This is a genomic window from Pseudomonas sp. H9 (assembly GCF_004353925.1).
Classification (GTDB): domain Bacteria; phylum Pseudomonadota; class Gammaproteobacteria; order Pseudomonadales; family Pseudomonadaceae; genus Aquipseudomonas.
In genome coordinates this window covers 86,496-100,402 of the sequence record NZ_SMOK01000047.1, presented here as the reverse complement: position 1 = coordinate 100,402, position 13,907 = coordinate 86,496, and the positions used below count along the sequence as shown (strand labels likewise).

Here is a 13,907-nt window from a genome sequence, read left to right as displayed (position 1 = left end):
AGTTTTTATGAACAGCATCGCACGCCTTGCCCTCCTTTCCCTGGCCGTGGGCCTGAGCGCGTGTACTGTTCATCAGCCTTACGAACCGACAACACCGCCGATTGAATCCTTGCCACCGGGGCCGAGCAGCAAGCCGGCCCCGCGCCCGAGCACGGTGCCGAGCAAACCGGCGGTGGGCACGCCAGCAGCCAAGCCGATGCCGCGTACCTCGGCCAGCTTCGCGCCACCGCCCGGCGGTGCCAGCCACTGGGACCCGCGCTTGGGCGTGTATGTGCTGGAAGGCAAGACCAACACCTTCTACCGCCAGCGTACCTACTACCGCTGGAACAACGGCTGGAGTTGGTCGACCAACCTCAATGGCCCGTGGCAGGAAACCGACAGCAGCGGTGTGCCGGGTGGCCTAGGCCGGGCGTTCGCCCAGTAACGGTGGGAGCGGGCTTGCTGTTGGAGCGGGCTTGCCCCGCGATGCGATGTGTCTGATACACCGCAATCGCGGGGCAAGCCCGCTCCCCCCAGATGCTAGACTCAACGGCTACCTTTCCCCGCAAGGAGCCTTGATCATGTCCCTGGAAAAACACGGCAGTTGTCTGTGTGGCGCCGTCAAACTCAGCGTCCGCCTGGATAACGCCAGCGTTAACACCTGCCATTGCAGCATGTGTCGCCAATGGGGTGGCGGGCCTTTATTTTCTGTGCACTGCGCGGAGCCTGTTACTTTCACTGCCGGGCAGCCGGTGGTGTATGACTCCTCCGCGTGGGCGCAGCGCTGCTTCTGTGGCACCTGCGGTACGCACCTGCTGTACCGCATGAAAGACGGCAGCTTCGATTCGGTGTCGGTGGGGGTGCTGGAAGGGGATACCGATTGGGTCTTCGACCTGCAGGTGTACATCGACGAAAAGCCAACGTATTACTGCTTCGCCAACGATACGCCAACCATGACTCGTGCCGAAGTCGAAGCCCTGTTCAACTGAGCGCCAGCAGCCAGGCGGCGAAGACCTGCGCTGCGGCAGAGCAGGGGGCTTGTTTGTCGTGCACCAGATAGTCGGCTTGCCCGGTGTGCACAACAAACGGCGATATCGGGCGAATTGTGCCTTGCTCAATGCGCTCACGGGCCATGAATTCCCAGCCAAGCCCGACGCCCATCCCTTGCAGCACGGCTTCAAATACCAGGTTGACCTGATTGAAGGTCACTGCATCGGCGGGCGCCTGGTAGCGCAAGCCCTGATGGCTGAACCAATCCTGCCAGTCGAGACAGTTCCAGGCTGAAGCATCCAGCTGAATCAGCGGCAGGCGTTGCAATGCCTCCAGCGAAGTGACGACAGGCAAGCTGCGCTTGACGCTGGCGATTGGGTAGATAGTTTCGTCGAACAGCTTGTCGGCCGACAGCGAACTCCAGCGGCCATGACCGTAGAGGATGCCGAAATCGTAGTGGGCGATGTCACTTTCACTGATCTCGTTACTGGCATGAATGTTCACGGTCAGTTCGGGGTGCTGTTCGTTGAAGCGCAGCAGGCGAGGGAACAGCCAGTATTGCGCTACGGCGTGGGTGCAGATGACGCTGACATTGCGGCTGCTGTGGCCAGCCTTCAGGCGCAATACATTAGCCAGCAGGCTTTCTAGCATGGGTTCGACAATTGCGTTGAAACCTTCGCCGGCTGCCGTCAGGGCAATGCCCCGGGCTCGGCGTTCAAAGAGCACGGCGCCAAGGTGTTCTTCGAGCAGTTTGATCTGTTTACTCACCGCGCTTTGGGTCAGGTACAGCTCACTGGCTGCACGGGTGAAGCTGCCGTTGCGCACCACCGCCTCAAAGGCGATCAAGGTGTCCAGTGGGGGCAAGTGGCGGCTGAAACGACTCATGCGGGTGATCCTTTCTGGGGAATGGCTGCATCATAGGGTTGTTGCTTTCAAGCTGAAAGGCATTCCATAGGGGAATGCCTGCATGCCGAATGATCTTTTGTCCAGACACCGACCAATGGGTAGCCTGCGCTCTTCTTTGAACAGGAGCGGGCACGTGAAACTGGGTGTGGCCTACGCCGGGGTAGCCGGGGCGATGTGGGGGTTGGTGCTGATGGTGCCGCAGTTGTTGCCGGAGTTCAGCCCGGTACTGCTCAGCTGTGCACGCTTTGTGTTGTTCGGGGTGGTTACCCTGATGCTCGCGGTACCGATGCGTCAGGCGCTCAAGCAGCTGACCCTGACCGATGTGTGGATGCTGGGGCGCCTGGCGCTGGTCGGTAACCTGCTGTATTTCATTTGCCTGGTGGCAGCCATTCAGCGTCTGGGTGTGGCACCGGCGTCATTGATTGTCGGCGTATTGCCTCTGACGATCACCTTGTATGGCCGCCATGACAGTGGCGGCGTAGCACTCAAGCAGTTGCTGGCACCGTTGCTACTGATTCTGAGCGGCATGCTGTGCATCAATCTGCAGACCTTTGCGCTGGAGCCAGGGGCAGTGGGCGACAAGGTAGCCGGGGTGCTGTACGCCCTAGCAGCGCTGGGGTGCTGGACTTGGTATGCGGTCAACAACAGCCGTTACCTCAAGCAATGCGGGCATTTCGACAGCCATCAGTGGTCGGTGCTGTGCGGGGTGATGACCGGGGTGTTCAGCCTGGCATTGCTGGCGTTCATCGCGTTGTGGCAGCCGGCACAGTTGCAGGTGGATGCTTCGGCCGAGCGTTGGGGGCTGTTCTGGGTGTACAGCCTGGGTTGCGCCATTTTCGGTTCGTGGCTGGCGGCACTGTTGTGGAACGCGGCTTCCAAGCGTATGCCGTTAACTTTGAGTGGCCAATTGATAGTGTTTGAAACACTGTTTGCCTTGCTCTATGCCTTTATATGGCGGCAAAGCGGGCCGACGCTGCTGGAGGCTGCGGCGATCATCCTGGTGATTGGTGGGGTGTGCTGGTCAATGCGCCAGCACGCGCCGCAGGCAAGCCTTGCCAAACCGGTGCATTCTTGAGAAAAGGCTGGCTCGAAACACCTTTCACGCTTCAACGAGGTCAAGCATGAGCAGCGAACTGCAAATCACCGATATCCAGCTGGGTGAAGGCAAAGAGGCGGTCAAGGGCGCGCTGATTACTACCCAGTACACCGGTTGGCTGGACGACGGCACGAAATTCGACTCGTCTTATGACCGGGGCAAGCCGTTCCAGTGCGTGATTGGCACCGGGCGGGTGATCAAGGGCTGGGATCAGGGCCTGATGGGCATGAAAGTCGGTGGCAAGCGTAAGTTGGTGGTGCCCTCGCACTTGGCCTATGGCGAGCGCAGCATGGGTGCGATTACGCCGCATTCGAACCTGACTTTCGAAATCGAGCTGCTGGAAGTCCTCACGCGCGATGACTGAGTTGCACGTGTCTTAATTCGGCAACATCACAGGGTTACAGTGAATCGTGCTCAGGGTAGAGCACTCAGGGATCGAACCAATCGGGCTCAGCGCACTCTCAGATAGCCCGCGCCACGGAAGGTACGACAGACAGGGAAGACCCGCGGCCTCGGCCGCGGGTGTGTCGCATGCGGGCATGCCTTATCCCTATCGCCGTAAAGAGCCCGCTTCATGAAGTTGTTGACCCTGTTCAAACGCCACCGCCATGCCTGCTGTTCACTGGCGCTGCTCGGCGTTGTCACGCTGTTTGCCGCAGAGGCGCTTGAAAGCCGCGCCGAGCCCGTGGACGGCACCCAGACCCTGGTGTTCCTGCGCCATGCCGAAAAGCCTGGTGAAGGCTTGGGCCAGCTCAATTGCCAAGGGCTCAACCGCGCCCTGGACCTCGCCACGCTGCTCCCGGAAAAATTCGGCAAGGCCGACTATGTGTTTGCCGCCAACCCGTCGCGCCATGTTGAAGAGGGCAGCAAAGACGACGCCTACAGCTACATTCGCCCACTGATGACCATCAGCCCCAGTGCGATCAAGCTGGGCTTGCCGGTGAACATCGACTTTGGTGCCAACGATACCGGTGCACTGGCCGATGAACTGCTGCAAAACAAATACCGCAACGCTACCGTCTACACCGCCTGGTCCCATGGCTATCTGCCCGAGTTGATCAACACTGTGGCCGGCAAGGCGGTGGGCAAAAAGCAGGAAATAACCAAAGACTGGGATGGTGAGGATTTCGACTCACTGTACGTGCTGACCCTGACCTGGCATGACGGCAAGGCCAGCCTGCTTAGCCGGAACTACAAACAAGGGCTGAACAACGGCGAGCACAGTTGCCCGAGTTGATCAGGTGGGATCCGGCCTCTGTGGGAGCGGGCTTGCCCCGCGATGCGATTTGACTGACACGCCGCAATCGCGGGGCAAGCCCGCTTCTACCGGTGGTGTTATGCCATTGGCGGTAAACGGCGTTTGACTGGGGTTTTTTTGACAATGGCGGTGTTGGTTTCGGCATGGCCATTGAGTTTGTCCAGCAGGGTGTCGAGCTGCTCCATCGAGCGCACATGCAGGCGGGCGATGAAGCAGTCATCACCGGTGACTTTGTCGCACTCGGTGAATTCGGGGATGGCGATGATCTGCCGTTCGACCTCGTGCAATTGGCCCGGCAACGGTCGGATGCGCACGATGGCCTGCAGCTGATAGCCAAAACAGCGCGGGTCGATTTCCACCGTATAGCCTTTGAGCACGCCGCGTTCTTCCAGGCGGCGCAGACGCTCGCTGACGCTTGGTGATGACAGGCCGCTGAGTTGCGCCAAGGCCTTGAGTGAGCGGCGGGAGTCTTCCATCAGCGCTTTTATCAATAGCTGGTCGATGTCGTCGGTCATGCAGGCCTCGTTAGGCTAATTTCCAAATTCGCCTTGATAGTAAAGGTGTATTGTCAGTTTAGCCTGTGTAATCCACTGGAGTGGTCAGGTGCAGGCTCGCATACTTTAGCCATCGTCAAGGAGGTGAGTGATGGACAGTTCAATACGCCGTGGTTCGCTGGAGATGGTTGCCGCGATGCTCATATCGGGGACCATCGGTTGGTTTGTGCTGGTTTCCGGGCAACCGGTGCTGGACGTGGTGTTCTGGCGCTGTGTGTTCGGCGCGGCCACCTTGCTGTTGATTTGCCTGGTCATGGGCTTTCTCAAGCCCGGTATCCTGACCCTGACCACCTTCGCCCTGGCAGTGCTCAGCGGCGTGGCAATTGTCGGTAACTGGGTACTGTTGTTCGCCTCCTATTCGCGTGCGTCGATTGCCATCGGCACGGCGGTGTACAACGTCCAGCCGTTTATGCTGGTGGGGCTGGCGGCGGTGTTTCTGGGTGAGAAAATCACCCTGCAAAAGATGGCCTGGCTGGCGGTGTCGTTCGTCGGGATGCTGGCCATTGTCAGCGCCCATGGCAGCCAGAGCGGTAGCGGTACTGACTACCTGTTGGGGATTGCGCTGGCGCTGGGGGCGGCATTTCTGTACGCCGTGGCGGCGTTGATCATCAAGCGCCTGAGTGGCACGCCACCGCACCTGATCGCCCTGATTCAAGTGTGCACCGGCATCCTCTTGCTGGCGCCCTGGGCCAATACGTCGGGCCTGCCCACCGATCTCAGTGCGCTGGCGTCGTTGGTGACACTGGGGATCGTGCACACCGGGGTCATGTATGTGCTGCTGTACGGTGCAATCCAGAAACTGCCAACCGCGTTGACTGGGGCGTTGTCGTTCATCTACCCGATTGCGGCAATCGCAGTCGACTGGGTTGCCTTTGGCCACCGCCTTGAGCCGCTGCAGTGGTTGGGGGTGGCGGCGATCCTGCTGGCCGCCGCCGGGATGCAACAAGGCTGGTGGTTCAAGCCTGCGGCAAAAGCTGCGGCGCTCAAGTCAGACTAAGTGCCGCACGGTCGATCAGGGCTGCCACTTCGGCGGCCCTTGAGGCCAGCGAAGCATGGCTGGCCTCAAGGCGCAGCACTTCCCTGGGGTTCATTCGTTTCGCCATGATTTCCTGATTGGCCGGCGCGATCATCCGGTCGTGACCCGACAGCTGGTACCAGCTCGGTTTGTGCTTCCATGCCGGGTTGCTGATGGTGTCGCCGAAGGTGCTGGCCAGCGGCGCCTTCTGCGTCACACTCATGATCAGGCCTTCGTCTTTGCTCAGGTCCTGGCAGAAGCTTTCGTGCATTCGCTCCGGTTTAATCCACAGGTACCCGTCGTTGTCAGGCTGCAGGTTGGCGGCTGCCTCAGGTGGGTTCCGTGCGGTAATACTGCCTGGGCTTTCGCCATCGTCGGGGGCGAAGGCGGCGATGTAGACCAAACCGACGACATTGGGTTGATTGCCCATCTGGGTAATGACCGCGCCACCATACGAGTGGCCGACCAACAACACGTTGTTGGCAATGGAGGCGACCATCTTGCGCGTACGTTCAGCATCATCGGCCAACGAGGTCAGTGGCATTTCCACCGCATGCAGACTGCGGTGGCCCAGGCGTGACAACTCCAGAATGACGTGGCTCCAGTGCGCGGCACCGCCCCAGAAGCCGTGGACCAGAACTATGGTGGGTTTCGCTCTCATAAAGGGTGTCCTGCATAGAGGGTGGGAGTTGCAGTGTAGATGCTGCAGGTGATTGCTGAGGCAGCAAAGTGGGGCGGTCGGGTTACAATAGTCGGCTTTCCCTGATTGAACCTGCCCATGACTTCTGTGATCGACACCCTTGCCCAGCACCTGCGTGCGTCCCTCGACCCGGCACCGACCGAAACCCGTCGCTTGTTCCATGGTCGCGGGCGCTGCTGGCCTGGGCTTGAGCAGATTACTGTGGACTGGCTGCAGGGTGTGCTGCTGGTGTCGTTGTTTCGCGAGCCGCCGAGCGGTCAGTTGACGGAACTGGAGCAGATGTTGATGGCGTTGGCCCAGACACCCTGCTGGAGTGGCCAGGCCATCTTGATTCAGCATCGTTACCTGCCGGACAGCCCCGGCCAGTGGTTGCTCGGCGAGCCCTGTGAGCACTGGCTGATCGATGAAGATGGCTTGCGCTATCAGCTTGATCTGGGCTTGAAGCAGAACACCGGCCTGTTCCTCGACATGCGCTATGGGCGGCGTTGGGTGCGTGAGCAGGCGGCGGGTAAACGGGTATTGAACCTGTTCGCGTACACCTGCGGGTTTTCGCTGGCTGCGATTGCCGGCGGTGCCGAACAGGTGGTTAACCTCGACATGGCGCGTTCAGCCCTGAGCCGTGGGCGCGACAATCATCGGCTCAATGGCCACGACCTAGGGCGTGTGAGCTTCCTTGGCCATGAGCTGTTCAAGTCATGGGGCAAGGTGCGTAAATCCGGGCCTTACGATTTGATCATCATCGACCCGCCGACCTTCCAGAAGGGTAGCTTTGTCCTGACTCAGGATTACCGCAAGATTCTGCGGCGCTTGCCTGAGTTGTTGACGGCGGGCGGGACGGTGCTGGCGTGCGTCAATGACCCGGCCATCGGCCCGGCCTTCCTGATTGAAGGCATGGCCGAAGAGGCACCGGGGTTGACCTTTGTCGAGCGTCTGGCCAACCCGCCGGAGTTTCCCGACAGTGACCCGGAAGGCGGGCTCAAAGCCCTGGTGTTCCGGTAGCACCGTACTGTGGGAGCGGGCTTGCCCCGCGATAGCGGTGTGCCTGTTAGGTCGCAATCGCGGGGCAAGCCCGCTCCCACAAGTGACCGCCGTTATTTCCGTAAACGTCGCCAGCCTAGCACCGCAGCGCTGATGCTGAGGATCAGGCCGCCCACACTGAGCGCGATCATCCAGGCGTCCCACAATGGTCGCCGTTGCAGCAAGGGCAACCAGTCCCAACTGTGCAACAGCGAGAACAACCAGCGGGAGACGCGTTTAGGCTGATCCAGCGAGCTCAACACCTCGCCGGTGTACAGGTCCAGGTGCAACCAGGTCGCGGCGGGGTCGTCAAAGCGCACGCGCAGCACGGGCAAAGGCTTTTCCAGGTGCCCGAGCATGCTGTGTTCATCCCGGGCGTAGTAGTAAAAGTCGTAGGTGTGCAGCAGTTCAGTGTGTACAGATCCTTGTGGCCACACCGCTTGTGCTGCGCGTTCCAGTAATGCCTGGGGCAAGCGCTTGCGCACTTGCCCGTCAGTCATCGACAGCACTTGGGTGCGACCGCTGCGGTCATGGCCGATGAGGTAGCCCTCACCGGCAATCAGCCGCCACTCCAACTCCCTGACCACCAGGCCGTTATCGGCAAACCGCGCCAATGCCTGCTGCGCGGAGATTGGAAAGGCTTGCGCCTGCAGCGGTCCACCTTGATAGGGTGCTACCGGCAGTGGCACCGAACTGTTGAAGACCCGCCACGGATTCATCGACATCAGGCCACTGAAGATCCAGGTAATGGCCAATACTCCAAACAACAAGCCACCGATGTGGTGCCACCGTGCAAACCCGCGATAGGGGGAGCGCGAGCCGCTGCGGTAAGGCGCCTTGAAACGCCAGCGCAACACACCGATTACCGCCCCCAGCACGGCCATGAAGGTAGCCGCCAGCGACAGGTAGATCACCAGGTTGCTCCACAGGCCATCCAGGCCGATGCCACGCAATGGATACAGCCAGTGCAACCAGGCGCCGACCAGGTTCCAGCCACGCTCCAGGGCCGTGGCATCACGCACCACTTCGCCGCTGTGTCCCGAGATATACAACAGCGTGCCGTCGGCGTCTGCCAGCTGTACGCGGTGCAGGGGACGCTCTGCATCCAGGGCGCGGGAGTGGCTCCACAGGTCTTCCTCCACGGCACCACGGTATTGCGCGAAGGCCGTTGGATCGTACTGCCGGGCTGCGGCCAGGGCCTGTTCATGCTCAATCGGGGCCAGGCGCTCGCCGCTGCGTGCATCGACGGCCACTGTGCTGCGGCCGGGATAACTCAATAGGTAGCGTGGTTCGCCGGCGACCGTACTGAGGCGAATGCTGGCTGGCGCACGTTCGCCATCGGCATTGTGCAAGGCCGTCGCCAGATCGATACAGCAGCCTTGCAGGTCGAGTGCTGGCAGGTGCGCAAGGTGTTCACGGGGTGTCAGCTTGGGGTAGCCGACGTACAACATGACCACGCCCGAGAAAAACCACAGCGCCATGAACAGGCACAGGCCAATGCCCAGCCAGCGGTGCCAGAGGTACAGGTAGCGTTTCATCGACAGTGTCCTAGAAGCGCGTCTGCACGGCCAGCTCTACGGTTCGCGGTGCGCCGAGGTAGAGCATGCTCGAACTGGTCCAGCGGGCGTAGACTTCGTCGGTCAGGTTGCGGACCCGGGCGGTGATGCTGGTGTCGTTATCAACCTTGTAGCCGGCGAAGGCGCCAAACACCGTGTACGACGGCGCATGGCGGGTGTTGGCGGCATCGGCGTACACCGACGACACGTAACGGCTGTCGGCGCCCACCTGCCAATTGGGGTCGATGTCGTAGGTCAGCCAGAAGTTGGCCACCCGTTCCGGGATGTTGGTTGGTGTATTGCCTTTGCGTGAAACGCTGGTGCCGCCGACGTTTTCGTTGAACTCATCGTACTGCGCATCGACGTAAGCAAAGTTGCCTTCGGCCAGCAGCTGTGGGGTGACGCGCAGCGACGCCGCCAGTTCAACACCGTGAGACGACTGCTTGCCCACAGGTTGGGTGAAGCCGGGGTTGTTCGGGTCAGCGGTGGCGAGGTTTTTGCGTTCGATATGATATGCGGCAACGGTGGCAGCGCCGCGACCGTCAAGGAAGTTGAACTTGCTGCCCACTTCAACCTGCTTGCCGGTACTCAGGTCAAAATCGCGCACCTGGGCGAAGGTCGCGGTGGTGAGGATGCCGGCAGGTGGGTCGGCGGCGGTGCTGTATTGCACGTAGACGTTGGCCGCCGGGGTCAGTTCATAGACCAGGCCGATACGCCCGGTGGTCGGTTCGTAGTTGCGTTTGAATTCCAGCGGGTTGCTAGCGGTGACTGTGCGGTAGTTATGCACCTGCAGGTCGATATGGTCGTAACGCAGGCCCGTCAGCAGCGACAGGCGCTCGGTGAGCTGCAGGCGGTTTTCCAGGAATGCCGCCCAGGTGTCGACAGTGTTCTGCCGGTTTTTCTGGTAGCCCGGCACCATGCCGTCGAGGTCGTAGAAATGCCCGGGGTCGAAGTGCGCCGGGTCGACGCTGTCGAACGGCCCGCTGACCGAGCGCGGGTAGTTCATTTGTACGTTGTGGCTGTAGTCCAGGCCGCTCGACCACTGGCTGTTCATGCCGAACAAGGTGCCCTGGTGCAGCAGCTCCAGGCGGTTGCCGTTGAGTTCCTGATCATGGCGCTGCAACAGCGCGTTGGAGCGGATGACCTGGCTGTTGTCGGCGTTATAGGCGTAGGTTTCGAGGTTACGGAAGTTACGTTCGGTGTTGTAGTGGTAGAGGGTATTGCGCAGTGACGTGTCGTCGTTGAAACGGTACTCGGTGATCGAGCGTAGCCAGCGTACGCGCTGTTCGTACCGTCCGTCTTCGACGTTGTAGTTTTCAAAGCGTCGGCTTTCATCGACCTTCATTTCGCCACCCAGTGGATTGAGCACCGGGCTGCCCCAATACGGGCTGTCGACGCTTTCGTTCTGGTACTCCAGCGCCAGGGTGTGTGAAAGCTGGTCGTTGATGTCGGTCAGCAGTGAGAAGGCCACGCTCCAGGCATCGCGTTCTTCGCGGTCGACATAGCCGTTGCTGTGGGTATGGCTGAAGTCGAGGCGGGCGTAGTTGCGAATACCGTCACCGTCGTTGAGGGCGTGGTTGAAGCCGAATGAGGTTTCGCTGCTGTCGTAGGAGCCGTACTTGATCCGGCCTTCGTTGAAGTTTTCGTCGCGGCTGGCCAGTTTGGTGATGTAGTTGATCGAGCCGCCGACCGCGCCTGCGCCGAACAGAAAGCTCGAAGGCCCGCCGATGGCTTCGACGCGGTCATAGATCCAACTGTCTACAGGCCGTGCGGCAATCGAGTCGTATTGCACGCTGATGCCGTTGAACAATTGAGTGATCTGCGGCCCGGAAAAACCCCGGTAGGCTACCGAACCGGCCGAGCCGGGCGGTGAGGCGGCGGTCATGCCGGGCACGCCGGTGAGCATGTCTTGTGTGTTTTGCGCGCCGCGCTGTTCGATTTGCTGGCGGTTGACGATATTCACCGAAGCGGGGGTTTCCCGCGGGGTCAGGCCGAGGCGTGAGCCGGTATTCGACGGCGTGTCGAGCAGCACGCCATCGTCGGATTCTGCGCGTTCGCTGATACGCGTGTCGGGCAGGGTCAGCGGCGCTTCGGCCGAGGCATTCAAGGACAGCGCACACAGCAGCGCCGCGCAACCGGAAAGGCGATAGGAGTAGGGCATGAATCACACTCTGGAATTTGAGCCAGCGGCCAGCCGCGCCTGGCGGGCAGGCGCAGCACAATGGCCGGTTACCGGCAGCCGGGCAGGCTGCCGCAGGGATCAAGCCAGCAGAGGGGAGGCGCGGGGGTTGGCGGCTGGCCAGCAATAGCGTGGTGGTGCCTTGCTGCGCAGTTCACGGTGGTAACGGCGGGTGCGGGCGGCGGCCAGCAGCCAGCCGATGGCCAGCATCAGGCCCAGGCACACCACGGCTGCGGCACATACCGGGCAGGTTTGCATGCTGTCCCAGCCGGACACCGACTGGTCGCTGAAGTCGCTTTTCAGCGTTGGCCCGGCGCTGCCCATGGCCGAGCAGTAAGCACCCCCCAGGCCATTGAGTTTCAGCCCCATCATCTGCCCATGACCGATACCGCAGGCGAACAGATTGAACAGGACGCAGAAATAGAGCGTCCAGGCAATCAGCGGGCGGTGGGCGGAGGATGGATTCATGGTCGCGACTTTATCATTGATGGCCAAAGGCTAGAAAGCCACATCACGCGTTGCCGTCTGTCAGACGTGCAGGCGGTGGATTGTATTGAGCAAAGCTCACATCGTCGGTTTGGTCCACGCGCTTTTTCAGCCGTTCATTGAAGGCGCGGTTGACCGCGTATTGCCCACCGGAAGTGGTGCGAAATTGTGCGGTGAGGGTAATGCCGTTGAGGTTCATGCTATCGACGCCAAACACTTGCAAGGGGCCTTGCAAACTGTGGCGCAGCATGGGGTCTTCAGTGATCGAGTGGCCCACTTCACGAATCAAGCGCAAGGCGCTGTCGACGTCAGTTTCATAACTGAACTGCACGGAAAAAAACGCATAGGCGAACTGCCTGGACTGATTGGTGACGGCCTTGATCTGGCCGAACGGCACCGAGTGCACGAAGCCTTTGCTGTCACGCAGGCGCAAGGTGCGGATGGTCAGGCTCTCGACCGTACCGGCGTGGCCGGAGTCGAGCACTACCCAGTCGCCGATGGCGATGGTGTCCTCGATGAGAATGAACAACCCGGTGATGACGTCTTGCACCAGTTGCTGGGAACCAAAGCCGATGGCCAAGCCAACCACCCCGGCACCGGCCAGAAACGGCGCGACATTAATCCCCAGGTTGGCCATGGTGGTGATGGTGCAGATCACCACCAGCATGACTTTGATTGCGTTGCGTACCATCGGCAGGATGGTGCGCACCCGCGTACTGGGCTGGCGTGCGGCCCGGCGCCCGACGGTGGGCTTGAGTGCTTCCTGAATGGCCGTGTCGATCACCACCCAGAGCAGCCAGGTCACCAGCAGGATCAGGCCGATGCTGCTCAACGAATCGCTGATCGCCCGGCCGAGGCTGTTGCGCAGGGCAAAATCGAGCACGGAGAAGCCCCAGATGCGCCCCAGCAGTTCAATGAATGCCACTGCGATGACGATACGCAGCAGGGCATGGGCGAGGTTGCGCAACAACTCCTTGTAAGGGCGTAGACGGGCCTTGGCCTCTTCTTCGTCCTGATGTTTGAACATGCGCTGCAGCACCGTGCTGATAAACACGGTACCGATCAGCAGGATCGAGGTCAGCAGGGCTTTTTGCAGGGCGCGCTGGCTTTCTTCGCCGGCACCGATCAGGTTGATGATCGACACCAGAATCATCATCAGGATCGGCAGAATCCACATCGCTGAGAAAATCCGCAGGGTTTCCTGCAAGGCATGGTGCTGCAAGCGGTCGCGCAGGGCGCGGTTACGAATCAGGTGGGCCACCGGCCGCCGCAGTTTCAGCACCACGACGGCAAACGCCACAGAGGCCAGCAAGCCGGTCAGGGCGGCGACACTGCTGGTGATATTGCCGCCCAGGTAGCGGGCAATTTGCGGGCTGGTCAGCGCATCGCTCCAGGCGGCCAGAAAGCCGATCATAAACAGCGGGCGCGGTGCTACCTGGCGAATGATGCGCACCGCCGTGCGTTTGTGGCCAGCGTCGAACAGGGTGATCAGGCAGAGAATGATTGAGGTCGAGAAAATCCCACTGCTGGTGGCGTAGGCCAGGCTCATGCCCAGTGCGCGACCGGCCGAGAGCGCCATGAAGTGGCTGACGTAGAGGGTCACGATCAAACTGAGCAGCGCGGGCAGGGTATAGGCCAGCAGGTACTTGATGACTTGCCGGGGCCGAGGCCGGTCGCGCAGCAGGCGCGCGTGGTTGCTCTTGCGTGCCAGCAGGCGGCCGGCGTTGGTGAGTGCGGCAAAGGCCAACAGCCAGGTGACGGTCAGTAACGCGAAGTCACGCCACAGCTGCAGGGGGGTTAGGCCTGAATGGTGAGTGACCAGTTCATCGACTTCTTCGGCGGCGCGATCGGCGCGCAGGCGCCAGTTATCGATGACGTGATTATCGACATCCAGTTGTCCACTGACATTGTCCAGGCCATCGGCAATTGCACCGAGCAGCCCGCCTTGAACCACAGGCTCTGCCGGTTCAGCCGGTTTGGCGGTGGGCACCAGTGCGGCGGCGCTGGCCAGTTGCACGCTCAACAGGCAGGCGAGCAGGAAGATGAACAGGGACCGGATCACTGGATACTCCTTGAGCCGTGGATGACGGAAAGGGTAGTCAATGAACGGATGAGCGGGGGAAACGATCGCGGGGCAAGCCGCTCCCACAGAGGCACCTGTGGGAGCGGGC

14 protein-coding genes are annotated in these 13,907 nt (G+C 61.0%); 7 read left to right on the top strand and 7 right to left on the bottom strand.

Going from position 1 to position 13,907, the window contains the following annotated elements; genetic code table 11:
- Positions 1-7 precede the first annotated feature (7 nt).
- Positions 8-424, top strand: coding sequence for a hypothetical protein (locus E1573_RS25235; RefSeq protein WP_133217266.1), 417 nt, complete (start codon positions 8-10; stop codon positions 422-424).
- A gap of 136 nt (positions 425-560) precedes the next feature.
- Entirely contained in the window at positions 561-968 is a 408-nt protein-coding gene (locus tag E1573_RS25230; protein ID WP_133217265.1) for a GFA family protein, read from the top strand.
- Here E1573_RS25230 and E1573_RS25225 read toward each other — a convergent pair.
- Positions 961-1,854: a LysR substrate-binding domain-containing protein gene (locus E1573_RS25225; RefSeq protein WP_133217264.1), complete on the bottom strand. Its 894-nt coding sequence runs from the start codon at positions 1,852-1,854 to the stop codon at positions 961-963. The genes E1573_RS25230 and E1573_RS25225 overlap by 8 nt on opposite strands.
- A gap of 154 nt (positions 1,855-2,008) precedes the next feature.
- Here E1573_RS25225 and E1573_RS25220 point away from each other — a divergent pair, with 154 nt between their 5' ends.
- From E1573_RS25220 to E1573_RS25210, 3 genes are all read left to right on the top strand, one after another.
- On the top strand, positions 2,009-2,950 hold the full coding sequence (locus E1573_RS25220) for a DMT family transporter (protein ID WP_133217263.1): 942 nt from the start codon (positions 2,009-2,011) through the stop codon (positions 2,948-2,950).
- A gap of 46 nt (positions 2,951-2,996) precedes the next feature.
- A complete protein-coding gene (locus E1573_RS25215; RefSeq protein WP_133217262.1) occupies positions 2,997-3,335 on the top strand; it encodes an FKBP-type peptidyl-prolyl cis-trans isomerase in 339 nt (112 codons plus the stop codon).
- Between the two features lie 210 nt (positions 3,336-3,545).
- Complete coding sequence (locus E1573_RS25210; RefSeq protein WP_133217261.1) at positions 3,546-4,208, top strand: histidine phosphatase family protein; 663 nt, start codon at positions 3,546-3,548, stop codon at positions 4,206-4,208.
- 98 nt (positions 4,209-4,306) lie between these two features.
- On the opposite strand, the gene E1573_RS25205 is transcribed toward E1573_RS25210, so the two are convergent.
- A complete protein-coding gene (locus E1573_RS25205) occupies positions 4,307-4,744 on the bottom strand; it encodes an Lrp/AsnC family transcriptional regulator (protein WP_133217260.1) in 438 nt (145 codons plus the stop codon).
- A 130-nt stretch (positions 4,745-4,874) separates the two neighbouring features.
- Between E1573_RS25205 and E1573_RS25200 the strand changes: the two genes are divergently transcribed.
- Positions 4,875-5,780, top strand: a complete 906-nt coding sequence (locus E1573_RS25200; protein ID WP_133217259.1) for a DMT family transporter — start codon at positions 4,875-4,877, stop codon at positions 5,778-5,780.
- Here E1573_RS25200 and E1573_RS25195 read toward each other — a convergent pair.
- Complete coding sequence (locus tag E1573_RS25195; protein ID WP_133217258.1) at positions 5,767-6,459, bottom strand: alpha/beta hydrolase; 693 nt, start codon at positions 6,457-6,459, stop codon at positions 5,767-5,769. The genes E1573_RS25200 and E1573_RS25195 overlap by 14 nt on opposite strands.
- A gap of 117 nt (positions 6,460-6,576) precedes the next feature.
- Here E1573_RS25195 and E1573_RS25190 point away from each other — a divergent pair, with 117 nt between their 5' ends.
- Positions 6,577-7,497 carry a class I SAM-dependent methyltransferase gene (locus E1573_RS25190; protein ID WP_133217257.1) on the top strand — a complete coding sequence of 307 codons (921 nt, stop codon included), beginning with the start codon at positions 6,577-6,579 and terminating at the stop codon, positions 7,495-7,497.
- 92 nt (positions 7,498-7,589) lie between these two features.
- Here E1573_RS25190 and E1573_RS25185 read toward each other — a convergent pair whose 3' ends face one another.
- The 4 genes from E1573_RS25185 to E1573_RS25170 form a co-directional block, all read right to left on the bottom strand.
- A complete protein-coding gene (locus E1573_RS25185; protein WP_133217256.1) occupies positions 7,590-9,053 on the bottom strand; it encodes a PepSY domain-containing protein in 1,464 nt (487 codons plus the stop codon).
- A 10-nt stretch (positions 9,054-9,063) separates the two neighbouring features.
- Positions 9,064-11,232 (bottom strand): TonB-dependent siderophore receptor, encoded by a 2,169-nt coding sequence (locus E1573_RS25180; protein ID WP_133217255.1) that lies wholly within the window; start codon positions 11,230-11,232, stop codon positions 9,064-9,066.
- Between the two features lie 99 nt (positions 11,233-11,331).
- Positions 11,332-11,718, bottom strand: a complete 387-nt coding sequence (locus E1573_RS25175) for a DUF2946 domain-containing protein (RefSeq protein ID WP_133217254.1) — start codon at positions 11,716-11,718, stop codon at positions 11,332-11,334.
- Positions 11,719-11,761: 43 nt separating this feature from the next.
- Complete coding sequence (locus tag E1573_RS25170; protein WP_133217253.1) at positions 11,762-13,798, bottom strand: mechanosensitive ion channel family protein; 2,037 nt, start codon at positions 13,796-13,798, stop codon at positions 11,762-11,764.
- Positions 13,799-13,907 lie beyond the last annotated feature (109 nt).